This window comes from Sporosarcina ureilytica (genome assembly GCF_001753205.1).
GTDB classification, from domain to species: domain Bacteria; phylum Bacillota; class Bacilli; order Bacillales_A; family Planococcaceae; genus Sporosarcina; species Sporosarcina ureilytica.
Window position 1 is genome coordinate 1172702 of sequence record NZ_CP017560.1, and the last position, 25550, is coordinate 1198251.

The 25550-nt window shown below is 38.0% G+C and carries 27 protein-coding genes; 22 read left to right on the forward strand and 5 right to left on the reverse strand.

Annotation, left to right across the window (positions count from 1 at the left end):
• Position 1 precedes the first annotated feature (1 nt).
• Positions 2-301 carry a hypothetical protein gene (locus BI350_RS06030; RefSeq protein WP_075527270.1) on the reverse strand — a complete coding sequence of 100 codons (300 nt, stop codon included), beginning with the start codon at positions 299-301 and terminating at the stop codon, positions 2-4.
• Between the two features lie 60 nt (positions 302-361).
• Here BI350_RS06030 and BI350_RS06035 point away from each other — a divergent pair, with 60 nt between their 5' ends.
• Positions 362-775 (forward strand): NUDIX hydrolase, encoded by a 414-nt coding sequence (locus BI350_RS06035; protein ID WP_075527271.1) that lies wholly within the window; start codon positions 362-364, stop codon positions 773-775.
• A 201-nt stretch (positions 776-976) separates the two neighbouring features.
• Positions 977-1432, forward strand: coding sequence for an NUDIX hydrolase (locus tag BI350_RS06040; RefSeq protein WP_075527272.1), 456 nt, complete (start codon positions 977-979; stop codon positions 1430-1432).
• A gap of 88 nt (positions 1433-1520) precedes the next feature.
• Here BI350_RS06040 and BI350_RS06045 read toward each other — a convergent pair whose 3' ends face one another.
• Entirely contained in the window at positions 1521-1961 is a 441-nt protein-coding gene (locus BI350_RS06045) for a hypothetical protein (RefSeq protein WP_075527273.1), read from the reverse strand.
• Between the two features lie 138 nt (positions 1962-2099).
• On the opposite strand from BI350_RS06045, the gene BI350_RS06050 reads away from it, so the two are divergent.
• On the forward strand, positions 2100-2594 hold the full coding sequence (locus tag BI350_RS06050) for a PaaI family thioesterase (RefSeq protein ID WP_075527274.1): 495 nt from the start codon (positions 2100-2102) through the stop codon (positions 2592-2594).
• A gap of 69 nt (positions 2595-2663) precedes the next feature.
• Here BI350_RS06050 and BI350_RS06055 read toward each other — a convergent pair whose 3' ends face one another.
• Positions 2664-3926 (reverse strand): erythromycin esterase family protein, encoded by a 1263-nt coding sequence (locus BI350_RS06055; protein WP_342672207.1) that lies wholly within the window; start codon positions 3924-3926, stop codon positions 2664-2666.
• Positions 3927-4041: 115 nt separating this feature from the next.
• On the opposite strand from BI350_RS06055, the gene BI350_RS06060 reads away from it, so the two are divergent.
• The 16 genes from BI350_RS06060 (at position 4042) to BI350_RS06135 (ending at position 20294) form a co-directional block, all read left to right on the forward strand.
• Positions 4042-4272 carry a hypothetical protein gene (locus BI350_RS06060; protein ID WP_075527275.1) on the forward strand — a complete coding sequence of 77 codons (231 nt, stop codon included), beginning with the start codon at positions 4042-4044 and terminating at the stop codon, positions 4270-4272.
• A gap of 15 nt (positions 4273-4287) precedes the next feature.
• Positions 4288-4680: a DnaJ family domain-containing protein gene (locus BI350_RS06065; protein WP_075527276.1), complete on the forward strand. Its 393-nt coding sequence runs from the start codon at positions 4288-4290 to the stop codon at positions 4678-4680.
• A gap of 75 nt (positions 4681-4755) precedes the next feature.
• A complete protein-coding gene (locus BI350_RS06070) occupies positions 4756-5064 on the forward strand; it encodes a DUF4870 domain-containing protein (RefSeq protein ID WP_075527277.1) in 309 nt (102 codons plus the stop codon).
• A gap of 161 nt (positions 5065-5225) precedes the next feature.
• On the forward strand, positions 5226-6452 hold the full coding sequence (locus tag BI350_RS06075; protein ID WP_075527278.1) for a dicarboxylate/amino acid:cation symporter: 1227 nt from the start codon (positions 5226-5228) through the stop codon (positions 6450-6452).
• 181 nt (positions 6453-6633) lie between these two features.
• Positions 6634-6945: a hypothetical protein gene (locus BI350_RS06080; protein ID WP_075527279.1), complete on the forward strand. Its 312-nt coding sequence runs from the start codon at positions 6634-6636 to the stop codon at positions 6943-6945.
• Positions 6946-7541: 596 nt separating this feature from the next.
• Positions 7542-8723, forward strand: coding sequence for a CaiB/BaiF CoA transferase family protein (locus BI350_RS06085; RefSeq protein WP_075527280.1), 1182 nt, complete (start codon positions 7542-7544; stop codon positions 8721-8723).
• Between the two features lie 18 nt (positions 8724-8741).
• Entirely contained in the window at positions 8742-9548 is an 807-nt protein-coding gene (locus BI350_RS06090; protein WP_211117174.1) for an enoyl-CoA hydratase/isomerase family protein, read from the forward strand.
• 57 nt (positions 9549-9605) lie between these two features.
• A complete protein-coding gene (locus BI350_RS06095; RefSeq protein ID WP_075527281.1) occupies positions 9606-10376 on the forward strand; it encodes a 3-hydroxyacyl-CoA dehydrogenase in 771 nt (256 codons plus the stop codon).
• Between the two features lie 26 nt (positions 10377-10402).
• Positions 10403-11977 carry a long-chain-fatty-acid--CoA ligase gene (locus BI350_RS06100; protein ID WP_075527282.1) on the forward strand — a complete coding sequence of 525 codons (1575 nt, stop codon included), beginning with the start codon at positions 10403-10405 and terminating at the stop codon, positions 11975-11977.
• 309 nt (positions 11978-12286) lie between these two features.
• Positions 12287-12604 (forward strand): class I adenylate-forming enzyme family protein, encoded by a 318-nt coding sequence (locus tag BI350_RS17165; RefSeq protein ID WP_075527283.1) that lies wholly within the window; start codon positions 12287-12289, stop codon positions 12602-12604.
• 38 nt (positions 12605-12642) lie between these two features.
• On the forward strand, positions 12643-13791 hold the full coding sequence (locus BI350_RS06110) for a thiolase family protein (RefSeq protein WP_075527284.1): 1149 nt from the start codon (positions 12643-12645) through the stop codon (positions 13789-13791).
• A 143-nt stretch (positions 13792-13934) separates the two neighbouring features.
• On the forward strand, positions 13935-15281 hold the full coding sequence (locus BI350_RS06115; protein WP_245698306.1) for an MFS transporter: 1347 nt from the start codon (positions 13935-13937) through the stop codon (positions 15279-15281).
• Positions 15278-17263: an acetoacetate--CoA ligase gene (locus BI350_RS06120; RefSeq protein WP_075527285.1), complete on the forward strand. Its 1986-nt coding sequence runs from the start codon at positions 15278-15280 to the stop codon at positions 17261-17263. The genes BI350_RS06115 and BI350_RS06120 overlap by 4 nt, the downstream gene beginning before the upstream one ends.
• Before the next feature lie 376 nt (positions 17264-17639).
• Positions 17640-18788: an acyl-CoA dehydrogenase family protein gene (locus tag BI350_RS06125; RefSeq protein WP_075527286.1), complete on the forward strand. Its 1149-nt coding sequence runs from the start codon at positions 17640-17642 to the stop codon at positions 18786-18788.
• Positions 18789-19076: 288 nt separating this feature from the next.
• Positions 19077-19706, forward strand: a complete 630-nt coding sequence (locus BI350_RS06130; RefSeq protein ID WP_075527287.1) for a YitT family protein — start codon at positions 19077-19079, stop codon at positions 19704-19706.
• 12 nt (positions 19707-19718) lie between these two features.
• Positions 19719-20294 (forward strand): histidine phosphatase family protein, encoded by a 576-nt coding sequence (locus tag BI350_RS06135; protein ID WP_075527288.1) that lies wholly within the window; start codon positions 19719-19721, stop codon positions 20292-20294.
• A 101-nt stretch (positions 20295-20395) separates the two neighbouring features.
• Here BI350_RS06135 and BI350_RS06140 read toward each other — a convergent pair whose 3' ends face one another.
• Positions 20396-20968: a nitroreductase family protein gene (locus BI350_RS06140; RefSeq protein ID WP_075527289.1), complete on the reverse strand. Its 573-nt coding sequence runs from the start codon at positions 20966-20968 to the stop codon at positions 20396-20398.
• A gap of 156 nt (positions 20969-21124) precedes the next feature.
• Between BI350_RS06140 and BI350_RS06145 the strand changes: the two genes are divergently transcribed.
• The gene (locus BI350_RS06145; protein WP_075527290.1) at positions 21125-22333 is read left to right on the forward strand and encodes an MFS transporter; all 1209 of its coding nucleotides are present in this window, start codon (positions 21125-21127) and stop codon (positions 22331-22333) included.
• Positions 22334-22555: 222 nt separating this feature from the next.
• Positions 22556-23728 carry an MFS transporter gene (locus BI350_RS06150; RefSeq protein WP_075527291.1) on the forward strand — a complete coding sequence of 391 codons (1173 nt, stop codon included), beginning with the start codon at positions 22556-22558 and terminating at the stop codon, positions 23726-23728.
• Between the two features lie 146 nt (positions 23729-23874).
• On the opposite strand, the gene BI350_RS06155 is transcribed toward BI350_RS06150, so the two are convergent.
• Positions 23875-24297, reverse strand: coding sequence for a protein-tyrosine phosphatase family protein (locus BI350_RS06155; protein ID WP_075527292.1), 423 nt, complete (start codon positions 24295-24297; stop codon positions 23875-23877).
• Positions 24298-24839: 542 nt separating this feature from the next.
• Between BI350_RS06155 and BI350_RS06160 the strand changes: the two genes are divergently transcribed.
• Positions 24840-25550 (forward strand): NAD-dependent deacylase, encoded by a 711-nt coding sequence (locus BI350_RS06160; RefSeq protein ID WP_075527293.1) that lies wholly within the window; start codon positions 24840-24842, stop codon positions 25548-25550.

The window sequence follows — 25550 nt, forward strand, 5'->3', positions numbered from 1 at the left end:
ACTATTGTTTTGACCATTTTTCAATTAAATCAACAATTACAAAAGCAAGTTCGTCATTCCCAAAGTATTGCAGTACTTCAAGCAATGTATGGTCTGGAATATTTAGCGGCGCTTGCTGATCGACTTCTTCTAAAATCTCGGTAAGCAGACTATTTTTTTCTTGTTCTGGATAGGCAAGGTGATAGACCGTATGCGGATCAAGTTGATGATTGCGACACCATTCAATGAATAGATGAATCATCGTTTTTTCTTCATCCTGATATTTTTTTATAATGAGTTCTTCTACTGATTTATTATCCACAAATAGCACTCCTTCAGTTATTCGTCTTACAAGTATAAATGAAAAGGGAGGATTTTGATTGTGAAAAGAGTTGACGTTGTGTATGCGTTAGTTATTCAAGAAGGTAAAGTATTGATGGTTCAAAATAAGCGCCATAATAATTGGTCACTTCCTGGAGGCGGCGTAGAGAACGGGGAAACTTTAGAGCAAGCTGTAATTCGGGAAGTGCAAGAAGAAACTGGTTTAAACGTGATGATAGAAAATTTAGTCGCTGTGAATGAAGCGTTTAGAGAACAAGAAGGAAATCATGTCCTGTTTTTTACGTTTCAAGCAAAGGTAGTGAGTGGAGAATTAGAGATTCAAGATACTAACGGCATTGCAAAAGTAGCGTGGAAAGAAATGACAGATGCAAATCACTTAGCTCCCTATTACAAAGGGGGAATTGAGCAATTAATAATTCGCTCTATCCCTTACGTTTTTCAAGGTACGCAATGAATTGGGGAAATTGTACGGTGCCCCCTGTGCATGTATTTCCTGTTGATTTTGAGGCAGAATAAATTCAAAAGACCTAAATAGGTTGAACTGAAGTCAATGTTTTAACCGGTCGCTTTGTCGTCAAACTCATTTTCAAGTCTAATTACGCATAACGATGGAAGATTGACTTAATCCAACTTAAACACTTTAGGGAGATGACATATGGGCTATATTGAAGATTTAAGAAGCATCGTTGGGCATCGACCGCTCATTCTTAGTGGTTCGGGGGTAGCGGTGTTTAATCATGAGGATGAAATGTTATTGGTGAAGAAATTTGATGGAAGATGGGGAATTCCAGGTGGCTTTATAGAACTAGGGGAATCTGCAGAAGAAGCGGGTCGAAGAGAAGTTTTTGAAGAAACAGGAATTGAAGTAGGAAAACTTGAATTAGTGACGGTCATTTCAGGTCAACAAACTTATGCAAAACTAAAAAATAAAGATGAGTACTACTCCGTAACAATTGTATATAAGACAAATGACATCGTTGGCGGTATACTCAAGCCAGATGGTATTGAGGTGCAAGAAGCAAGGTTTTTTGGTGTCGGTAGTTTACCAGTAAATTTAAATCCTCTCATTACTTCAATGGTAAAACAATATTTTCCGAAATTTGGACTGTAATAGAGTCTAGTTTTTTAAAAAATGTAAAGGGAAAGCACGAAGCTCTCCCGCAAAAGGAAGCAAATGAAAGCTTTTTTTATCCCAATTCTTACTGGTTGCTAATAAAAAAAGCTAATAGCCAATCAATATCTAGTGGACCGTCAACAACTTCATAATACAAAACAGAATCTTGAATAATTAAATCTTCACTTAACATAATACTTAATTCACTTCCATTTTCATCTTGTAAACTAATACTAAAATGATTTATGTCATCATACACGTTTATTTCTTCAGGCTTTAATTTTCGCACATGATAATTTTGTAAGAATTTCAATAGCGTATCGATTTCCTCCTGTTCATCCACTATCCAAGAATCGATACCCTGGCCATCTACGGAAGGTTTTGTAAAAATCAGGGAGTTAAACGGAGCATCCATTGAATGAAGGATTTCTGTGAACTCTTTTTCTTCATAAACTTGAAATGATTGGAACATCATATAAGCCCCACCAATCATGAGTGCGAGTAATAAAATAGCTCTAAATTTCAATGTGAATTCCCCCTACGAATCGTTTCTCTAGTATACGCAACTGAAGTCTCTTTTACTTATGTTTATAAATGAAGTTTTTAAGAAATCAGTGAATTTAATTGTGGGAATGTTATAATGATTAAGAAAGGGGGAGTTGTAATGACAAATCAAGTTGTTACTCAAGTTGTTCACGCAATTCAAGATGATTATCCGGATGATTTTGCATGGTGTTATGGGTGTGGGCGATTAAATGAAGAGGGGTATCATTTTAGAACTGGCTGGGATGAAGAGAAAACGGTTACATACTTCAAGCCGTCTTCTAAGCATACTGCAATACCAGGTTTTGTTTATGGGGGAGCAATCGCATCATTTGTAGATTGTCATGGAACTGGTTCAGCAGCACTTGCACTTCATCGAAAAAATGGTTTTGAACCAGGAAGTGGAGAAGAACCGCCACGTTTTGTAACTGGCGCATTGAATGTTAACTTTTTAAAACCGACACCACAAGAAACAACATTGAAAGCAGTTGGGAAAGTTGAAGAAATTCATCCGAAGAAGTGGAAAGTTTCTGTTGAAGTTTTTGCAGGAGATACGTTATGTGCAACGGGAGAAGTAATCGCAGTCGTAATGCCGAAAACGTTTACGGGAAAATAATCTAAAATAGAATATTAAAATAATAGGGTAAGCGTTCAAGCTTATCCTATTACTTTAAATTCTAAGAGATTACACGTGAATTGGATGAAGTGCAGTTGTTTTATCATAATAGATAAATCCATCGTAACGCTCGCTTATTTTAGAAGGGACGTAATTTCCATACATTTCATATTCGGGTTGATAAACAACGCCGATTGCTCGGTGATCAATCATTTCACTAAAATATTGTCGGTTATTTTTATTAAATAAAAGTAGTTGATTATACGCTCCGGCACTGTGTAAATGGTGTTCCCAGGAATGTTGTTTAGCTGGTGGAACTTGCATCGTTTGAAAAGGTTCACCCCATGCCTTGCCGGCAATCACCGTTCCTTCATACGTGCCGAATCCAACGGCATATACATTCTCTTTGCCGTACTTTTCTCTGAAAATTTGTCCGATGTTCAACATTCCTTCATTTTTCATCGCGGTCGCTCTTGCATCACCAATATGCGTATTGTGCGCCCAAACAATCACCTTAGAATCTGTACCAAAATAATTTATTAGTTCTCCAACAGTTTCTGCCATATGTTCATCTCGAATATTCCATGACTGTGAATCGTTCTGTAAAGAAGTGCGGTAGTAATGTTCGGCATTTTTAATGATTAATGTGTTCATTTTAATATTCAGACGTTGCTCCTCTTCAGTTGGATAAAAATCAGCATATTTTTGAATGATCGATTGTAAGGATTCAGTTTCAGCTTCACAGTTTTGATTGAAATGATATGTCGATAACGCATAGTGGTCTGGCAATGGTTCAAAGGGGTCAAAACAGGAAAGGGCTTGCTGAGCTTCAATAAGGTCGGATTCATTAGGAATTATATCGCGTAGACGCTGGCTTAATTCTTCTATCGATTCAGGTAAGCTATACAAATCAAATCCGTAAAAACCAACTTGTGCGATAGCTTCCTTTTGTGCATTATGAACTTTTAACCAATCGACAAATGTACTCACTTCTTCGTTTGCCCACATCCATGTTGGCCATCTATTAAACACATCTACTATTCGTTTTGATTTTTCAGTAGAAGGGTATCCTTTAATATGGCTGTTTACCTCGAAAGTAGCGGGCCAATCGCCTTCAACTGCAATTATTGTAAATCCTTTTTCTTCGATAAGCTTTTTAGAAAGTTGCGCACGCGCTGTATAATATTCAGATGTACCGTGAGTGGATTCACCTAAAAGAACAAATTGTGCATCTCCAATGGCATCGACGATTTGCTGAAGGGGCAGTTCTTGATCAAAAGAAATTGCGTTTTGTTGAATCATTTTGGTGAGAAAAGCAGGCAATTGAATCACTCATTTCATCGTATTCTTTATCTAATTATACCCTAACGATGAAATTGTACGCATATTGAAACAGATAGACGTAGTTGTGTATATTATAAATCATAGATAGGAAGTGAAGAATATATTGGAAGGGATCATTATTGTAGGAATGGTCATGGCAATACCAATTACAGCAATTTTGACGGACCATAAAAGAAGAATTGCACGAATCCAACAGGATATTGTGCAAGAACAAATCGAGTTAGAAAAAATAAAACAAAAAAACTTTATCATTGAAACTGAAAAAATGAAAATTGAACTGGAACAAATGAAATTAGAACATCATTCGGAACAAAAAGAATTACCAAAGCCGTAGATGGATGTGATAGCGATGACCAATGAAAAGAAGGGGATTCCACCCTATAATGATTTGATAGGAAATATCTTAAGTAACGATGCGAATCAAGGACGTATTGATCATTTAGAAGGTGCTGGAAAGCCGTTATCGAAAGAATATTTATCTGGAGATACGTTTCAACATTTTCAACGCATTGCAAAAGACGCGGGCTATAAACCGTACTGGTTAAAATTACAACATGAAATTAGAGATGAACTGATCGAAATTTCAACGAATCAAAAGGAAGTGGAGCCAAGAGAGTTGAGCAAGCGCATAAAAAAAATCAATAAGAAAATCGGAACTTACAATAGAAACTGTCCGCCGCCATTTTTGAAAGGTAAAGTATCCGTGGAAACGATTAATCAAGCATTTGAGTATTGGCAGTGAAAAGTATAATAAAATGAATCCTTTTGTATTTTCAACCGTATAATAAACTACTTAAAAGCAATTGGAGGTTTTTATATGGAGAATAAAGGAATGAAGGTTTTAGTTCATGCCAGTGCTTTTTTCGCTCCTTATTTAGTACCGATTATCATCTTCTTGATTAGTGAAGATGAAACGGTAAAAAAAGTATCGATTCAAGCTGTATTATTTCAATTAGTAATTGGCGTACTCATTACCCTTTCAATCATCTTTTCGTTTTTACTCATCGGAATTCCGTTTTTAATTGGATTCGGAATCATGTGGCTTGTCGTTCCAATTATTGGGATTGTAAAAGCATTGAATGATGAAGATTATAATTATCCGATAGTGGGAAGATGGTATCAATAATAAAGAATTGAACGCATTTCGAAAAGTTTTTTGGAATGCGTTTTTGTATACACAATATTCTTCTGTAAAGTAAATGGTAAACTATAAAAAAACATGTTTATCAATTTGTAAGTATATGATAAGGTATTAAGAAAAAGATTATCAGAAAAGGGGGCTGTAAAATGAAATTGAAATTTAATCTTGTTACGCAAATTTTAATTGCTTTCGTTTTGGCAATTATTCTTGGCAGCATATTTGGTAGTTCGATAGATTTTTTAAAGCCATTAGGAGATTTATTTTTACGTTTAATTAAATTTATTATCGTACCGTTAATTTTATCAACACTTGTTGTAGGGGTTGCAAGTTCTTCTGATCCGAAGCAATTAGGGCGGATTGGATTGAAAACGATTGCTTATTATTTAGGAACGACAGCTATAGCGATTATAATAGGGATTGCAGTAGCGTATATGATATCGCCAGGAAAAGGTGTAGACATTCCAACTGCAAACTTGGAGGTTCCAGAAGCAGCCACAGCGGAGCCACAAAGTGCAATCACGACATTTTTGAACATTGTTCCAGAAAATCCATTTACAGCAATGGCAGAAGGGAACATTTTACAAGTAATTTTCTTTGCGTTATTTATTGGATTAGCCATCACATTTGTTGGAGAAAAAGCACAACCAGTTTACAGGTTTTTTGAAGGGTTTGCGGAAATCATGTATAGAATTACCGGAATTATCATGAAATTCGCACCGATTGGTATATTAGGTTTGCTTGCCCCAATTATTGGACAATACGGGATTTCAGTTTTATTGCCATTATTAAAAGTAGTGTTAGGGGTCTATCTCGCTTGTCTTTTACATGCATTGCTCGTTTATTCGACAGCCGTCAAAGTTTGGGGCGGAATGGGGCCACTTCATTTCTTTAAAGGAATATCACCGGCAGCACTCGTAGCATTTAGTACAGCGAGTAGTGCAGGGACGTTACCAGTAACGATTAAAAATGTAAATGAAAATCTTGGTGTACCAAATAAAATATCAAGTTTTGTTTTACCACTTGGTGCAACGATCAATATGGATGGTACTGCAATATACCAAGGAGTAGCTGTTGTTTTTATCGCTCAATTTTACGGGTTAGATTTAACGTTAATGCAACTAGTAACAGTTGTATTAACGACTGTACTCGCTTCCATAGGAACAGCGGGCGTTCCAGGAGCCGGGATGATCATGCTAGCGATGGTACTGTCGTCTGTTAACATGCCGCTTGAGGGTATCGCGTTAATTGCCGGAATTGATCGTGTGCTTGATATGATGCGGACTACGGTAAATATCGTCGGAGACGCATCAGCGGCTGTGGTAGTTTCAGGAACAGAGAAAGTTGAAGATAAACAACTAGGTGTAGTGGAATAATCAGGTAACATTCACAATCATATAAACTAAAAAGTAGCCGTTATTAGTAGAGAGAAATTGACTAATAGCGGCTTTTTTTGTCGGGATAATGATAAAACTCTTCGTAAGTGGATATACTACTACAAACACATTACTTGTCTGCTATTTTTCTCTTTTTCCTTTAAGAATTGAAGTGGTTATTATGCAAGGAGGTGTAGGCATTTTTATCATTTGTATAGTCTTTAGCATGGTTTGCTTTTTTCTTAGTTATCAAATCTGGGGGAAAGGAAAATTATCCCTAATCATCGGGTATCATGAGGAAACATTTAATGGAGATAAAAGTAAATTGGCAAAAGCGGTTGGCTTAATCATGTGTGAACTTGGTGTATTGGTTTTCGTATTGCCTTTTGCACTGGCGTATATAGGCGTATTGACAGGTCCTATTTATGCACTTGCAATCGTTTGCGGTATGATAATCGCTCTTAACGATGTGAAATTAAGCCAAAGTAAATAGGGACTTGATAATTTCGATGCGATCTGTAAAGAACGACCATCCTTGGATAATGGGGAGATCGTTCTTTTTACTGTGAAATTATCATTTGTAATTCCTCTTAAATAAAGCCAGAAACCATCATTCACCATGGCGATTTCCTCTTTTGGATTGACAATAATTAAGCGCCGTTATAGGCAAGTTCAATGGCAGATTATTGACAAGCACATCTTTATCCACCGATAGTAATCAGAAATTCAAGTTCTTAAATAGTAGGGTGAGTCGTGATTGCATGAAATTGAATTCTTTTCATAGCCATTATCTTTTACCACCACATCGATACCTCTCTTCAATTTTTATGTTAGAATTAGATAACTGACAAATTAACAATCTATTCAAATTATTTAATTTAGTATCGCCTATTCATTATGAAAAGTATTAGTAGTTGTAAACACTATCAATCATAAGCGAAGGGGAAGATTTTATAAGAAAGGTCCTTTTTATTGTTGAAGTAGTCGAGAGTTTGTGGATTTTATCTAGAATTTTCTTGAAGACTTAGAATTTGGCATAGAAGTTGCACTATAAACATAAGATAGTCGGGGAATTAGAGGGGGAAGAAAATGGGGATTTTACAAGGTTTAAAAATACTAGATTTTACGACGTTACTGCCTGGACCATATGCAACGATGATGTTTGCAGATATGGGGGCTGATGTGATTCGTGTAGAGTCGGCGACACGAACAGATTTAGTCAGGGAACTGCCACCCATAGACAATGGAGAATCCGCTACGCATAGACATTTGAACCGTTCAAAACGCTCCCTAACGTTAAATTTAAAGAAAGCAGCATCAGTTGAAATAATAAAATCACTCGTTGCTGAATATGACATTGTCGTTGAACAATTTCGTCCCGGTGTTATGGAAAGATTAGGTTTGGATTATGAAACATTGAAAAAGGTTAATCCTAAACTAATTTATTGTTCAATCACTGGATATGGTCAAACAGGTCCTTATCGTAATCGACCAGGTCATGATAATAACTTTTTATCTTTAGCGGGTTTACTAGATTATTCTCGTCGTAAAGGAGAACGCCCTCCTACGCTTGGCTTTCAAGTGGCTGATATTGCTGGCGGCTCGATGCATGCAGTCATCGGAATTTTGGCAGCGGTCTTAAAAAGACAACAAACGGGCGAAGGCGAATATATCGATGTAAGTATGACAGACGCTGCATTTTCATTAAATGCGATGTATGGACCGGGTTTTCTTGCAAGAGAAATCGAGCCCGAAGCGGAGGAACTGCTATTAAATGGCGGCAGTTTTTATGATTACTACGAAACGAAAGATGGGCGCTATTTTTCAGTAGGCAGTTTGGAACCCACCTTTAGAAAAGTGTTATGCGAAGCAATTGGACAACCTGAACTACTGAAAATCGCAATGAGTGAGACGGTAGAAGGTCAAAAGCAATTTAAAGAAACTTTACAGCATATATTTCAATCGAAAACATTTGATGAATGGATGACAATATTCGATGAAGATTTCGAAGGATGTGTTGAACCTGTCCTAACTTTTTCCGAAGCCAGTCGTCATCCGCAATTGCAAGCACGAGAAATGATTGTGGACGTACCTAAGGAGAATGGGGAGCATGCGCAGCAAATCGCTTTTCCGATAAAGTTTTCAAGTACAGAACCTGTCTATAAACACACAGGCGGAAAATTAGGCGCGCATATTGAAGAAGTTTTAATTGAACAAGGTTTTGAAAAAGAACAAATTGAAAAGTGGAGAATGGAAGGGATATTTAATTAGTAGGAAGGGGCATAAAAAGTGAGCGAACAATCAATCGTTAAAGAAACACCCATTATTTATGAAAAAAGGAATGAAACGGCTTGGATTTATTTAAACCGTCCGGATGAAATGAATGCAATTGGGAAGGAATTATTGCTTGGTTTAAAAGATGCGCTTGAAAAAGTTGAAAAAGATAAATCGATAAAAGTAGTCGTTCTATCCGGTAGAGGAAAAGCGTTTTGTGCAGGGGCAAATTTAAAAGAGCTATTAGAGGATATAAAAAATCCACAGAAGGAAGAGAAAGGTCTTCTAGATTTAAGTGAATTGTTGTTTTCGAAACTTGATAAGTTGTGCAAGCCGCTTATCGTTGCGTTGAATGGTGTTACTGCGGCAGGAGGGTTAGAGCTTGCAATGTGCGCAGACTTTGTAATTGCGTCTGAAAAAGCAAAAATTGGAGATGCACATTCTAATTTTGGGGTGTTGCCAGGAGCGGGTGGTGCAGTGAAATTACCGAGAAAGATTGGTGTCAACCGCGCGAAATATTTGCTGTTTACAGGTGAGTTTATTAGCGCAGAAGAGATGAAAGATTACGGGCTGGTGCAAGAAGTAGTCAAAGCGGAAGCATTAGAAGAACGTGTGCAAGAAATAGCTGACAAACTATCTGAGAAAAGCCCGCTTGTCTTAAGAAAAATGAAAGAACTCGTGGCAGATGGGCTTGAGCAGCCGCTTGAAATTGCATTAAAGCAAGAATTGTTGGCATTAAAAGTGCATACAGGATCTTATGATTTGGCGGAAGGATTAGCCGCATTTTCGGAAAAACGAAAGCCAGCTTTTAAAGGGTATTAAAGGATAGATTACTAGATGTTTTTGGATGAATTACAAGTGAAAATAGGAGTGAATAAAATGGAAATTAAAGATAAGGTAGCGATCGTAACAGGCGGGGCATCAGGGTTAGGATTAGGAACGGTAAAAAGTTTAATCCAACAAGGTGCGAAAGTAGCGATATTGGATTTGAATGAAGAAGCCGGGTTTCAAGTTTGTGAAGAACTTGGCGAGAATATAGCTTTCTTTTCAGTTGATGTGACAGACGAAGAATCTACAAAAGCGGGAATCGAGAGTACGGTTGACCAATTTGGCGCAGTACATATTTGTGTAAACTGTGCAGGTGTCGGAACACCACAAAAAACGTTAGGACGCTCGGGCCCAATCCCATTAGAAAACTTTAAAAAAGTGATTGATATTAACTTGGTTGGAACTTTTAATGTTCTTCGATTAGCAGCTGAGCAGATGGCCAAAAACGAACCTTTAACTGAAAGCGGTGAGCGCGGCATTATTATTAATACTGCATCAGTTGCGGCTTTCGACGGGCAAATGGGACAAGCTGCATACGGAGCAAGTAAAGCAGGAGTTGCTGGCATGACATTGCCAATTGCACGTGATTTATCTGAACATGGTATTCGCGTCAACACGATTGCACCCGGTTTATTCCGAACACCGATGGCAGAGGCATTGCCAGATAAAGTTGTGGAGAAATTAGAAACGATGGTTGAGTTTCCAAAACGTCTCGGGAAGCCATCAGAATACGCTTCACTCGTTTCTTTCATGATCGAAAATGAATATATTAACGGGGAAGTTATTCGTTATGACGGCGGGATTCGTATGGCGCCTAGATAATTAAAAACCAAGAAGGGATGAAGGTCATGCTACTACCAAAAGGTTTATTGTATGCAGCAAGAAGTTACCCGGATAAAATCGCAGTTGTTGGAGGCAATCATCGTTATAGTTATCAACAACTGGAAATTCGTACTGCAAAAGTAAAAGCTTCTTTAAGTAAATTAGGAGCTAAAAAGGGAGATCGCATCGGCTTATTATTATTAAATGATTTTCGTTATTTAGAACTAATGTATGGAGCGACCGCGCTGGGTGCAATTATCGTACCTATGAATACAAGATTTAGCGTTGAGGAACATATTTATGTTTTAGAAGATGCAGGGGTTGAAATATTATATGTCAATAAAGAGTTCCTTACACTTATTCCTGAAATACAAAAACGAGTGCCAACGATTCGACATATAATTTTGGCGGAGGATGAAAATGACCAAGCTTTACTAGAAAATAAGCAAGTTGAATCCTACGAAAAGCTATTAGTAAGTGAGCCAATTGAAATACTTACGTATGACGATATTCATGAAGAAGATATCGCAGGTTTATTTTATACAGGTGGGACAACGGGACGTTCAAAAGGAGTTATGTTGTCGCATAAAAGTTTAGTAGCGAATGCGATGCATGTTGTCATAAATTTTAAAAATAAAAAGGAAGATATTTATTTACATGCGGCACCGATGTTTCATTTAGCTGACCAAGCTTCAACATTTGCGGTTACATTAACCGGTGGCACACACGTAACATTACGTCAGTTTACACCGAAAGGTTTTCTAGAAATCGTTGAACAAGAACGAGTTTCAATGACTATGCTCGTACCAACCATGATTAATATGATTCTACATTCAGCGGATTTTGAAAAATACGATACATCCTCTCTACAATTCATATTGTATGGAGCATCTCCGATGGCTACGGAATTATTAAAAAAGACAATGAATTTATTGCCAAGAATATCCTTAATACAAGCGTATGGAATGACGGAGGCCGCTCCGATTTTAACTTTATTACTACCTGAAGATCATAACGTAAGTAATGAGCAAAATGAAAAGCGATTAACATCATGTGGTAAGCCTGTTCAGTTGGTTGATATGAAAGTCGTTGGCCCAGATGGAAATGAACTACCAACCAATGAGATTGGTGAATTCGTTGCTAGAGGGCCAAATATTATGAACGGTTATTGGCGTCTTGAGGACGAAACATCGAAAGTGTTACAAGATGGCTGGTATTCGACAGGTGATATGGGTTATATGGACGAGGACGGTTATTTTTACGTCGTAGACCGCGCGAAAGATATGATTATTTCGGGTGGAGAAAATGTTTATTCTGTTGAAGTGGAACAAGCTTTATATATGCATCCAGCTGTTTTAGAATGTGCTGTATTTGGCGCACCTGATAAGGAGTGGGGAGAAGTTGTAAGGGCAGCAGTTGTTTTGAAACCAGGAGTTACTTCTTCGGAGGAAGAGATATTAACCTTTCTTCGCACGAAAGTCGCCAATTATAAAGTACCTAAATCCATTGAGTTCCTACTAGAATTACCGAAAAGCGGTGCAGGTAAAATTTTGAAACGAGTCATTCGAGATCAGTTTATTAAACAACCTGTGAATGAGTGACAGGGAACCTTGGAAACGAGGGAGTACCGATTTGTAAGAGATAAAAATTGGGAAAAGGAAGTTAGAGAAGTTCATTAATGTATATAGGCTGGCGAATAAGGAGTTTTAAACGTGTCTACTAAATATCTTCTGTTCAGAAGTGTTTATACGGGGCAGCCCCAATGGCACCAGGATTAATCAATCAAGCAATCGAATTGTTTGGTACAGATCAATTTTACAATTTAACTTAGGGACCGTTGGCTATTCACGGGCGATCTCGCAACAATTGACGATGAAGGGTATATCACGATTGTTGATCGTAAGAAAGATATGATTATTTCCGGCGGGGAAAATGTATATTCCGTTGAAGTTGAACAAGTACTAAATAGCCATCCGAAAATTTTAGAAGCCGCAACAATCGGATTTCCGGATGAAAGATGGGGGGAGGCTGTTGGCGCTGTCCTTGTTCTTAAAGAGGGCAAGACGATTGAGGAAGAAGAGTTAATCGCGTTTTGTAGAGAGCGACTAGCTGGTTATAAAATTCCAAGGAAATTTGTGTACATTGATGAATTACCACGTAATACATCAGGGAAGATTTTGAAATATCAGCTCCGCGAAACTTACCAAAATGAAGTCCTGCAAGGTTAAGAGGGAACTTGCATATTAAAAAAATGGGGGAAAACAAAATGACAGAAGTTGTATTAGTTGAAGGGGTTAGAACAGCAGTTGGACGAAGAAAGGGAGCACTATCTAATGTACGTCCAGATGAGTTGGCGGCAGTTGTGCTCGATGAACTAGTGAAACGTGCGAACGTAAACAAAGAAGACGTGGAGGACGTTATCCTTGGATGCGTCACTCAAAAAGGCGAGCAAGCAGCAAACGTGGCTCGAACAGCTGCACTTATTGCTGGTTTCCCAATTCACGTGCCGGGTGTCACAATCGATAGACAATGCGGTTCAAGTCAACAAGCCGTTCACTTTGCATCACAAGCAATCGCTTCAGGAGATATGGATATTGTTATCGCTGGAGGCGTTGAAAGTATGACGAGGGAGCCGATGTTTTCGAATGTTGGCGAGGTGAAACCAAGTCCAAAACTAACAGAGAAATATGAGATTATTAATCAAGGTTTATCTTCTGAACGTATGGTTGAAAAATGGGGACTAACTCGAGAGGAACTTGATCAGTATGCATCCGAAAGTCATAAAAGAGCCATCTCTGCAATTGCAAATGGTCATTTTGAAAATGAAATTGTTTCGGTGCAAGTGGAAAGAGAAGACGGCAATGTAGAAAGTTTCTCGGTAGATGAAGGGCCGCGAGAAGGTTCAACTGCTGAAGTATTAGGCGGATTAAAAACTGTTTTTGATGAAAACGGCGTCATTACAGCAGGCAATGCGAGTCAAATGAGTGACGGTGCATCCGCGGTATTACTAATGTCTCGTGAAAAAGCGGATGAGTTAGGACTAAAACCGAAAGCACGTATTGTAGCTCGTAGTGTTGTCGGGTCGGATCCGACACTTATGTTAACAGGACCAATTGAAGCTACGAGAAGAGTGTTGGAAAAAGCCGGTTTAAAGATAGAAGATATTGATACGTATGAAGTGAATGAAGCATTCGCGCAAGTTCCATTAGCTTGGTTACATGACATTGGCGCTGACCCTGAAAAATTAAACCCGGACGGTGGCGCAATTGCATTAGGACATCCACTTGGCGCAACAGGTACAAAACTTCTTGTTACGATGATGAATCGTTTAGAACGCACGGGTGGAAAATACGGACTGCTTGCGATTTGTGAAGGTATGGGGATGGCGAATGCGACGATTATAGAGAGGATTTAAGTTGTTAATAGTTCATCCCCTAAATTCTTAGGGGATGAATGCTAGTTTTCTATGAATCACTTTGAAGATAAATAGAAAAAACCCACCCCATTAAACAACGGAATAAGTAATGAAAACTATTGTACAGGAAATGAGGGAGTGCTGTGGTCACCAATACAAAAGCAAGCATTGAAAAAAGTACGATATCCAAAACGATGAAACGTCTTATGCCGTTTATTCTAATACTATATATAATTGCTTACTTGGATCGGGTAAACCTCGGTTATGCCGCATTAGAAATGAATGCGGATTTAGCATTGAGTGCAGAAGTGTTTGGAATGTTATCAGGAATATTTTTTATTGGATATTTTTTCTTTGAAGTTCCCAGTAATATGATTATGAGCAAAGTTGGCGCCAGAATGTGGATTGCCCGAATCATGATCAGCTGGGGAATTGTAGTTGTGTTAACTGGTTTTGCACAATCTGCGATGCATTTATATATTTTAAGATTTTTACTCGGTGTAGCGGAAGCAGGATTTTTTCCAGGCGTTATTCTCTACTTAACATACTGGTTTAGAGCATCAGAGCGTGGAAAGGCAACAGCAATTTTACTGTTAGCGTTACCGCTTGGCGGGATTATTGGCGCGCCTTTATCGACATGGATTATGGATAATATTTCATGGGCAGGCATGGCGGGCTGGCGATGGATGTTTATTCTAGAAGGAATTCCTGCATTAATTTTAGGGGTAGTAGTTGCATTCTATTTAACGAACCGTCCGAAAGAAGCAAAGTGGCTTACAGAAGATGAAAGGAATTGGCTGGAAAGTGAACTTGAAGCGGAAAGAAAGATAACTGCTTCTATAAATAAAGTGTCAAAATTAGAGATGGTAAAAGATTTACGTGTTTGGAAATTATCGCTCCTTTATTTTACAGGATATAGCGCTGTTTATGGGTTATCTTTCTGGTTGCCAACAATCATTAAATCTCTGTCAGTTAGTACAGCAACAAACATGGAAATTGGATGGTTAGCAATGATTCCAGCTTTAGTTGGCATACCGGCAATCCTTTTTTTCGGATGGAATGCGGATAGAACGGGAGCACATAAACAACATTTGCTGTTTTGTTTTGGAATTGCGATTATCGGTTTCATTGGTTGTGGTTTTTCAGAATCAGTTTCAACTGTTGTAATTATGTTGGCGCTTACTTCATTTGGATTATACGGATTTACAGGATGCTTCTTTGCATATTTAACCTTTTTCTTTTCTGAATCTACCGCACCTATTGGTATTGCATTAGTAAATTCATTTGCAGCATTAGGCGGCTTTGTAGGTCCTATGATTCTTGGATTGGTGAACTTGCAACAAGGAATGTTTATTTTATCATTCATGTTAGTAATTGGGGCAATTACATTAATGACTTTAAAACTGGAGAAAAATATCGCTAAAAGAGAAGAAACTCGAAAAGTGGAAGTTGAGACGGATACTCAAATCGTTGGGGGGGAAGTAAAGTGAAAAAATTAGTTGAAGGAGAAATTATTTGGAGCCCTTCGCAAGAACGAATTAAAGAGTCTATTCTATGGGATTATTTGCTTTGGTTAAAAAAAGAAAAAGGCATAGAAGTGAAGAACTATGAAGATATGTGGAGATGGTCGGTAAATGAGTTGGAAGCTTTTTGGGAGAGTGTATGGGAATTTACAGGGGTTATAGCAAATACGAAATATCAACAGGTTTTGGGAAATGATTCAATGCCAGGCGCAGAGTGGTTTAAAGGTGCGAACTTAAATTTTACAGAAAATGCTTTTGCACAAAGTATGGATACTAAGACCGCCCTATACTTCCGTTCCGAATTTATCCCAACAAAAAAAATAAGCTGGGCAACATTAAAGATGGAAGTTGCATCAGTAGCTAGAAATTTAAAAGAGTTAGGTGTTAAATCCGGGGACCGAGTCGCTGCCTATTTACCGAATATTCCTGAAACAATCGTAGCATTTTTGGCGACTGCAAGTATAGGGGCAATTTGGTCTGTTTGTTCACCTGACTTCGGTTCAAGAAGTGTCATTGACCGCTTCAAACAGATTGAGCCAGTAGTATTATTGGCAGTTGATGGTTATTCATATAATGGTAAGAAATTTGATAAACGAGCTGATGTGCAAACGATACAAAATTCTTTGCCCACATTGCAACATACTGTTTTTGTTCCATATATTCAAGAGGAAGTTCCAAAAGGTCATATTCCTTGGCAATCATTGCTTACCTATGATGAGCAATTAACTTTCGAACCGCTGCCTTTTGATCATCCGCTTTGGATTGTTTATTCTTCAGGAACGACAGGATTACCAAAGCCCATTGTGCATAGCCACGGCGGAATTATTGTGGAGCTTAAGAAAGTTATGATGATTCAACATGATTGTTCGCCGGATGACATTGTCTACTGGTTTACATCAACAGGATGGATAATGTGGAATTTGTTAATTGGCGGGTTGTTAACTGGCTCGTCAATTGTACTTTACGATGGAAGCCCTTCTTTTCCTAATATGGATGTTCTATGGGAATTAGCTGAAGAAATTGGGATTACATTCTTTGGAACGAGTGCACCCTTCCTCTTAAATTCTATGAAAATGGACATCCGCCCCAACGAGAAATATGATTTGTCAAAACTGAAATCAGTATTCTCTACAGGAGCACCTTTAAATGGGGATGGATACAAATGGGTTTATGAGCATGTTAAGTCAGATGTTTGGTTAGTGTCTACTAGCGGAGGTACGGACATTTGTTCAGGTTTTGTAGGGGGGGTTCCAGTAGAACCTGTTCGTATTGGTGAAATTCAAGGGCGCTCTTTAGGGGTTGCTGCAGAAGCTTTTGACGAAGAAGGTAACCCATTGACTGGCGAAGTTGGCGAACTCGTTATTACAAAACCTATGCCGTCAATGCCCCTTTACTTTTGGAATGATAAAGACAATGAAAGATACCGTGATAGTTATTTTGGGGAGCATCCTGACGTTTGGACACATGGGGATTGGATTAAAATTAATGAAAATGGAAGCTGTGTGATTTATGGACGTTCCGATTCCACGATTAACCGTTCAGGTGTAAGAATGGGGACGAGTGATGTATACCGTGTAATTGGTACTTTGGATGAAGCAATCGATTCTCTAGTTATTGACTTGGAAGTTATAGGTAAAAGTGCATCGCTTATTCTTTTTATCGTTTTAAAAGAAGGTTTTATTTTAAATGAAGAGTTAAAGAGCAAAATTAAAAATCAAATTCGTGAACATTTATCACCACGTTTTGCGCCAGACGAAATATATGAAGTAGAGGATATCCCAAAAACGTTAAATGGCAAAAAGTTGGAAGTCCCTATCCGAAAGTTGCTTTTAGGGTTCGATGCTGATAAAGTCATTAATCCTGATTCGATGGGAAATCCAGAATCCTTGCCGTTTTTCTTAGAACTCGCAAAGAAGTTTAATGAATCGAGAACAACGAAGATATTTTAAATTGATAGATGTATATCCAAGGTGTATTTATAAGGAAACCTTTTTAATCGTAGTGAAGAGCGGTGACTCCAGTGGGATTAGCGGGACAGGTGAGACCCCAGAGTGAAAGCCGCCACGATGAGCGGCTTTTGCGACCAAAAAGCGAAGCGTTTGGGAGTAGTTTGTTTGTACGTTGGATGCCTTAGTTTCTGAAAAGACCACAGAAATACGGCAAATCGCAATCTCCGTATTGCTATTGGCTCACCGCCCGCCCCAGGGAAATAATGAAAGCTGAAGGCGCTCAAACTGCCTCTGCTCGGAACGAAAATCAATATTTATAGGATTTTAATATAAAGTAATTAAATATAAAATCAGCTCAATAAAACGGGGTGTATGTATGACTAGATATCGATTTGAAACGGAAGAACATCAAATTTTCCGTGATTCATTAAGAAAGTTTCTTGAAAAAGAAGCGGTTCCGTATTATGAACAGTGGGAAGAAGACAGGTTAATTCCAAAGTCATTTTGGAAAAAGCTTGGAGAGATGGGGTATCTTTGCCCGCAAGTTGAGGAACTATACGGCGGACTTGGATTAGATTTTAGTTTTGGAGTTGTTATTTCAGAGGAACTGGAAAGGGTCGGTTCAAGTTTAGTAGGAGTAGGTCTGCACAATGATATTGTAGTTCCTTATATTGAATCTTATGGGACGCATGAGCAAAAGAAAAGATGGCTTCCGACTTGTGTGACGGGGGACGCGATTTCTGGCATTGCGATGACTGAACCAGGCGCTGGATCTGACCTTGCCAATATTAAAACGACAGCGATTCGCGATGGCGACCATTATATTGTGAACGGTCAAAAAACGTTTATTACGAATGGGATTAATGGCAACCTGTTTCTTGTTGCCGTTAAGACGGATCCAAACGCAGAACCTAAACATAGAGGGGTTAGCTTATTAATTATCGAAGAAGGTACTGAAGGGTTTACGAAAGGTCAGAAGTTGAATAAAGTGGGTCTTCATGCACAAGATACAGCAGAACTTTATTTCGAGGATTGCCGAGTGCCAGTTGATAACTTAATTGGCGATGAAGGAAAAGGTTTTCTATATATGATGGATAAACTGCAACAAGAAAGATTAGTCGTTGCGATTGCGGCTCAAATTGCTTCGGAAGACATGTTAGAGACAACAATTGATTATATTAAGTCGCGTAAGGCATTTGGCAAACCAATTTCGGCTTTTCAAAATACGCAATTCAAAGTTGCTGAAATGGCAACGAAAGTTGAACTTGGTAAAACATTTTTAGAATCTCTAATTGAAGATCATATTGCTGGAAAAGATGTTGTAACGAAAGTGTCCATGGCCAAATCTTGGCTGACAGAGACTGCGAGAGAAATTTCAATTGACTGTATGCAGCTGCATGGCGGCTATGGTTATATGGAAGAATATAAGATTGCGAGACGGTATCGTGATATTCCAGTTGCTTCGATTTACGCGGGCACAAATGAAATAATGAAAGTCATTATTGCGAAGAATTTAGGGTTGTAATGACTGTAAGGACAGCTTAATTTATTGGTATTTTAACCAATAAATTAAGCTGTTTCTTTTTGGCTTTTTAATTACAATCTGGCATATATTCTACGTGGAGCTAGTACAAATCGTTTTGAAGTCAGCGTAATCTATAACCAACTCAGGAAAAAACTCACACCTCTATTTTCATTCATATTCGTCATATGAGAAAGGTAGTCCACTGAGAAAGCATACCTTTTCCTAAAATAGTGAAGAATTGTGGAGTTTAATCATATAGTTTAAAAAATGGAGAAATAGGTGTTCAAAATGGCGTTTTTAAAAAAAGGAATTATCATCTTGATTGGCTGCACGTTTATCGCAATTGGGATTAATGGATTTCTGGTTCCATTTGGTTTATTGGAGGGCGGGGCTTTAGGTATTAGTTTAATTTTTCACTATGTCATGGGTGTTAAAGTGGGGCTTACATTTTTACTCATTAGCATTCCGATTTTTATATTAGCTTGGTTTTTTTATCGTTCATTTTTTTATAATGGGCTTCATGGTATGCTATTGTCATCCATCATTATCGATGTATTTGCTGATATATTAGGAGGACAATTGGTCACTTATCCACTAACGAGCGCAGCATATGGGGGAATTATGATTGGCATTGGGGCAGGCATCATGTTGCGTTCAGATATTAGTATAGGCGGTACTGATTTATTAGCACAAATGTTAGCTCGGAAATTAAATGTCAATTCAGGAGTTGTGATTTTTTGTTTTGATATTGTTATAGTGACGGCCGGAAGTTTTATCATTCATTCTGCACATTTGCTATTATCATTTGTAACCGTCTTTTCAATCGGTGTAACAACAAGTTTAATAGTCTTAACACGAAAACAGAAACAAGGGAGATATTCACGTAATTCGAAGTACTCAAAACTTGATGTCTCTTAAGGACGTGACATATTGACGACGATAGGTTTTATTCGACACGGAATAACTGAATGGAATAAAGAAGGAAGGATACAAGGAAGTATCGATATTCCATTATGTGAAGAGGGCATTCAGATGTCTAAAGATCTTAGCAAACGACTAGGATTTAAAAAGTGGCATGCCATTTATACAAGCCCCCTGAAGCGCGCTAAAATGACGGCAACCATTATCGCTTCAGAATTACAATTGCCTCATGTCATTGAGGATAGCCGCATACGAGAGATCCATGAAGGCAATATTGAAGGAACAACAGAAGAGGACCGTATTAAGAAGTGGGGGAAATCATGGAGCACGTTTGCACTGGGGACTGAAAATGAAAAAGATGTTATAGCTAGAGGTCTCTCTTTTATAGAAGCTATCAAGAAAAACTACCCGAATGAGAATGTACTCGTTATCAGTCATGGCAGCTTTATTAAAAAGATGCTTCAACGCTTAGTCCCGTACGAAAAATTTGATGAAGAACCTGGAAATACATCTATAAGTATTGTGACATTAAAAGAAGTCAATCATTGTAGTGTGTATAATTGTATGAAGCATCATAAAAAATAAGTTGATAAAAAGATTGTCCAATTTTAAACATGGACAATCTTTTTTCTATTAAACCATCCTATTGCGATGCAAAGCGCAATGGGATGGTTTGTTTTAGTAAGTTATTTGTTAATCCAAGTAGTCAGTTCTTTTGCATCAGTTTTTTTGAAAGGTGCCGGTTCCATATCTGAGTAGCCAAGATAAATGAATGCTGTCATTTCACCTTGTTCAGATAGACCGAAAAACTTAGTTACTCTTGGATCATAACAAATTGAACCTGTACGCCAAATTGCGCCAAGCCCGAGTGCATGTGCGGTTAATAACATATTTTGAACGGCCGCATTTACCGCAGCAAATTCTTCTTTTAAAATAACGTTTTTCCGATCACATGGTTCTACACCAACTGCAATCATAACAGGGGAGCGAAGTGGATTGTTTTTAACGCGTTCGATTTTTTTCTTACTTTCTTCTGAATCTGGATCGTCTTGTCTCTCGGCTATAATCTCGCCAAAAACTTCTCCCAGTTTATTACGGCCTTCACCAGTTAATACAAAAAAGCGCCAAGGCTCAGTTCTATGATGGTTTGGTGCATAAGTGCCGGCTTCAATAATTTTTTCGATTAATTCTTTCGGTACAGCCTTATCTTCAATAAGCGCTTTACTTCTTCGCGTCTGAATTGCTTCATGTACGTTCAATTAAACAACCTCTTTCTATCAATTATCCATTCTATTATATCGATAATTTCAGAATAAAACATGTAAACTGATTTTAGAAACAAAATAACACAATAGGACATGGAAATAGGCTATACTAGTGCGATATGAGAAATAAAAGGAGAGTGAATAATTGTAATGGCTACAAAAAGTTCACCATTTACAGGGAATCCAGTCTACCCAGTTATGTTTGCAATTGGTGGTGTTCATTTATTAAATGATTCTTTACAGGCGGTTATTCCTGCAATGTTTCCAATATTGGAAGATAGCATGGGACTGACGTTTACGCAATTAGGACTAATTGCTTTTGCTTTAAATATGGTTGCTTCAGTTTTGCAACCTGTTGTTGGGTATTTTAGTGATCGCAAGCCGATGCCTTATGCATTACCCATCGGAATGACCTTTTCATTGGTTGGTATCGCAGGACTCGCATTTGCCCCGCAGTATTGGATGATATTAGTATTTGTTATTTGCTTAGGATTAGGGTCAGCAGTTTTTCATCCCGAAGGATCCCGGGTATCATTTATGTCTGCCGGTTCCAAAAGAGGTTTGTCTCAATCGATATACCAAGTAGGGGGAAATTCGGGGCAGGCACTAGCTCCGCTCATTAGTGCATACATATTAGTTCCATTCGGACAAAAAGGTGCGGCTTTTTTTATTTTTGTTGCAGCTTTGGCGATATTTATATTGATGAAAATCTCGGCATGGTATAAGGAACAGCTTATTCAAGAAAAGAAGAATAACCGAAAAAAAGTCCTTTTATCATCGATAGGTAATTTAACAAAAAAGCAGATCGGTGTTGCACTCGGACTATTACTCGTGATTATTTTCGCACGATCCTTCTATGTCATTAGTATTACGAACTTTTATATCTTTCATTTAATGGAATCTTACGGGTTATCCATTTCTAAAGGACAATTATGTATCTTTTTATTTTTAGCACTTGGTGCGGCAGGGACGTTTTTCGGAGGTCCTATGGCGGATAAGATTGGCAGGAAAAATGTCATTGTTCTTTCGCTAGCATTGCCTATTCCGCTTTGTGCTTTATTGCCATACATGCCACTTTGGGCGGTGATTGTATTATTAGGTGCGATTGGATTTATTATTATGCTTAGTTTCTCAGTAACGGTTGTTTATGCACAGGAACTTGTCCCGAGTAAAATTGGCACGATGGCAGGTCTGACGGTTGGGCTAGCATTTGGCATGGGCGCAATTGGTTCTGTAGTTATTGGTATCTTAATGGATTCTATCGGGATTTATCAGACGATGATTGTCATTTCATTGTTACCGATTATTGGGTTAGTCGGTTTGTGGTTGCCGCGTGATCAGAAGATTGTGGCTGCATAAGGAAAAGGTTTATCGCAAATAAGCGTATTTATAAAGAAATTTTTGAACAGGCTATTCCATTAGTGGAGGCCTGTTTTTTAGTAAAAGCATCACTAGTGTTACATAGGAAGCTATAGGGATTCATTTATTGATTCTTAAGCATGATACGCCTTATTATTTAAATAAATATGATACGCTTAATTGGTTACCTAGAGTTTGAGGTGGAAGGAATCGTGAAGTGTCATGAATAAAGAACGCATTTGGACAAAAGCTTTTCTAAGTTTATTTATAACAAATATCGCCGTATTTATCGTTTTTTACGGTCTTGTTACGGCGTTGCCACTGTATGCAATCGGCGTCTTAAATCGTACTGATGAAGATGCCGGTCTACTGATGAGTATCTTCTTATTATCTGCAATTTTCGTTCGCCCATTTACTGGGAAGGTGTTAGAAGTTGTTGGAAAGCGAAAAATGTTGTGGATAAGTTTGTTCTTCTATTTTTTTTGTACAGTCCTTTATTATTTTGTACAACCATTTGGGATGTTATTGGCCTTGCGTTTTATGCAGGGGATTTGGTTTAGTGTCATAACAACTGCCGCCGTAGCAATTGCAGCGGATATTGTTCCGCTAGCTAGGAGGGGAGCAGGACTTGGTTACTTTAATATGTCAACCAATTTAGCAGTCGTTCTTGGTCCACTCATCGCCTTATCTATTATTCAGACGTATTCATTTGATGTGTTGTTTATTATTTTAAGTGTGCTCATGCTAATAGGCGGGTTATTCTCACTTGCTGTCCAGCGTGATACTAATCCGCAACTAAGTAGGGTAAAGCTTACAATTACATTCGGAGATTTGTTTGAGAAAAGCGCGATGCCCGTCGCACTTTTAGGCCTTTTTATCGCTTTTTCTTATGCAAGTGTCTTGGCTTATTTATCAATCTATGCACAAGAAAAGAATGTGCTAGCGCTGGCAAGTACGTTTTTTATTGTTTTTGCAGTCGTTATGTTAGTCACGCGTCCATTTACAGGAAGGTTGTTTGACGAAAAAGGCTCGCATTATGTATTGATTCCCGGGTTTATTTCATTTGTTTTAGGACTTGTTCTATTAGGTTATATGACGGGCCCTATTCAGTTTATAATCTCTGGCGGATTAATTGGATTTGGCTACGGCGCATTAGTACCAAGTTTACAAACGTTAGCTGTGCAAGCGACTAGTCATAAAAGAAGCGGATATGCAACCGCTACTTTCTTTACATTTTTTGACGGTGGAATTGCAATCGGTTCCTACGTATTAGGCCTTGTTGCAATTTCATTTGGTTATAAAAGTGTTTATTTATTAGCATCGCTTCTTGTTTTTGTAGTTTTTCTTTACTATTTACTCATTCGACTAAAGAAGAATCGCAAAGCACAAGTCTGACTTTGACAGGAATGATTCTTGCGTATAACAAATTCCTTATGTCCCCGCGAGTTATATTTTTTTTGATTTCAAAAACGCTAAGATCCTATTTATCAAAGGAACTTAGCGTTTTATCAATTCATGAATTTCTTTAACGCTCTTTCGTTCTACTCATAAATTCGTTTTAAAGCGTCTTTAAATTGTGGGCGGATTTTAATTTGAGAACGGATGTCTGTTGCTTTTTGCTCAGCTTCCTCTACGGAATGAGCGAGATTTAGTTCAAGTAGTGTTGCTGCGGCAATCGTTCCAGCGCGACCACGTCCAGTATTGCAATGGAAATATACATTTTGTCCTGATTCGTATGCGTCCATCACAGATTTTACCGCTACTTTAATGGACTCGTCCTGATTCTCGGCTTCATCCACAATGGGTGTGTGAACACTTATTTCACTTGCCAATGGCCCTTTCACTTCTGCGCGCAAGTCGTATATCACGTCTATTTTTTCCTTTTGTAATAGGTCATCGATTGCATCAATTCCGCCTATGAAAATTCTTCCAGGTACAAGTTCTTCGTATTTATTGTTAGTCAATCATCTCAGCCTCCATTATGTATGATCCTTTTGTCTCTACCGTATACACTTTCAAATGCAGTTTAATTGTCTCCCATCAATAGCAGCTCCGTCAATGCCTATGATATTGTTCTCACCAAAATAAACTTTACGGTATCCTTTTTCGTGTAAATAATATGTAGGGAGATGTCCAAAAAAACTGTTTTTTCACTGTTATATTTTGTGAAACTCTTCGTGTATCCAAAAAGTAAGGCTTATTAATTTAATGTCGTGAGCAGGGGTAAATTTCATCACACTTCAATAGGGGTTCAAATAGTATCAAAGGTAGATGCTCGGGGAAGAATTTCCAGTAAGTATTTGTTAAAATAGCTTATAAGGAGATTGAATTAGTCAGATGCAATGTATTTTCCTTAAAAAGGAAATTCAGTTAAGGATTATTGAATGAAAAGTATTTATCAATTAATTGGTAAAGGAAAAGCTATATTTCCTAGGAAATAAAGTTGAATAATAAGTGTTATTTGTAAGAAAAAGGATATTTAAATAATAAGAAAGTAGGGGTAAGATTGTTAGCAAATTTATTGAAAGAATCAATGTACACGGTTATTTATACTGGTGCAGGAATGTCTACTGAAAGTGGCTTGCCGGATTTTCGTTCAGCCCAAACAGGCCTTTGGGAACAAGAAGATCCGACACGTGTTGCAAGTACAGAAGCTTTAAATCGAGACGTTGAGAAGTTCTTTCAATTTTACAGACAGCGTGTGCTAGGCGTTAAAGACTGCCAACCACATGCCGGCTATGACATTTTATCAAAGTGGGAGAAAAATGGAACAATCCAATCAGTGATTACTCAAAATGTGGATGGTTTTCATACAGAATCAGGTTCAGAAAGTGTACTAGAATTACATGGGACATTGCAAAAGGTGCATTGTCAAACTTGTAAAAAAGAATATGATAGTTCAATGTATGAAAAGGAAAGTTTTTATTGTGATTGTGGAGGTAAGTTAAGGCCTTCCGTCATTTTATTTGGAGAAGCATTACCAGAAGGTCCTTTTATGAAAGCTGCCGAAGAAAGTGAAAAAGCTGATTTGTTTATCGTACTTGGTTCATCTTTAACTGTAACACCTGCCAACCAATTTCCATTAATTGCAAAAGAATCAGGTGCGAAGCTTGTGATTGTGAATCTAGAACCGACTCATTTTGATCATCATGCGGACCTTGTTATTCATGATAAGAAGATTGGAGAATTATTAGCTGAGGTTGATGGTCTACTGTAA

Excerpts from the sequence above, each read along its gene's own strand:
- BI350_RS06150 (WP_075527291.1), top strand. The coding sequence starts at position 22,556 with ATGAATAAAGAACGCATTTGGACAAAAGCTTTTCTAAGTTTATTTATA.
- BI350_RS06050 (WP_075527274.1), top strand. The coding sequence starts at position 2,100 with ATGACAAATCAAGTTGTTACTCAAGTTGTTCACGCAATTCAAGATGAT.
- BI350_RS06065 (WP_075527276.1), top strand. The coding sequence starts at position 4,288 with ATGACCAATGAAAAGAAGGGGATTCCACCCTATAATGATTTGATAGGA.
- BI350_RS06070 (WP_075527277.1), top strand. The coding sequence starts at position 4,756 with ATGGAGAATAAAGGAATGAAGGTTTTAGTTCATGCCAGTGCTTTTTTC.
- BI350_RS17165 (WP_075527283.1), top strand. The coding sequence starts at position 12,287 with ATGATTATTTCCGGCGGGGAAAATGTATATTCCGTTGAAGTTGAACAA.
- BI350_RS06145 (WP_075527290.1), top strand. The coding sequence starts at position 21,125 with ATGGCTACAAAAAGTTCACCATTTACAGGGAATCCAGTCTACCCAGTT.
- BI350_RS06125 (WP_075527286.1), top strand. The coding sequence starts at position 17,640 with ATGACTAGATATCGATTTGAAACGGAAGAACATCAAATTTTCCGTGAT.
- BI350_RS06095 (WP_075527281.1), top strand. The coding sequence starts at position 9,606 with ATGGAAATTAAAGATAAGGTAGCGATCGTAACAGGCGGGGCATCAGGG.
- BI350_RS06110 (WP_075527284.1), top strand. The coding sequence starts at position 12,643 with ATGACAGAAGTTGTATTAGTTGAAGGGGTTAGAACAGCAGTTGGACGA.
- BI350_RS06080 (WP_075527279.1), top strand. The coding sequence starts at position 6,634 with ATGCAAGGAGGTGTAGGCATTTTTATCATTTGTATAGTCTTTAGCATG.
- BI350_RS06130 (WP_075527287.1), top strand. The coding sequence starts at position 19,077 with ATGGCGTTTTTAAAAAAAGGAATTATCATCTTGATTGGCTGCACGTTT.
- BI350_RS06040 (WP_075527272.1), top strand. The coding sequence starts at position 977 with ATGGGCTATATTGAAGATTTAAGAAGCATCGTTGGGCATCGACCGCTC.
- BI350_RS06100 (WP_075527282.1), top strand. The coding sequence starts at position 10,403 with ATGCTACTACCAAAAGGTTTATTGTATGCAGCAAGAAGTTACCCGGAT.
- BI350_RS06085 (WP_075527280.1), top strand. The coding sequence starts at position 7,542 with ATGGGGATTTTACAAGGTTTAAAAATACTAGATTTTACGACGTTACTG.
- BI350_RS06075 (WP_075527278.1), top strand. The coding sequence starts at position 5,226 with ATGAAATTGAAATTTAATCTTGTTACGCAAATTTTAATTGCTTTCGTT.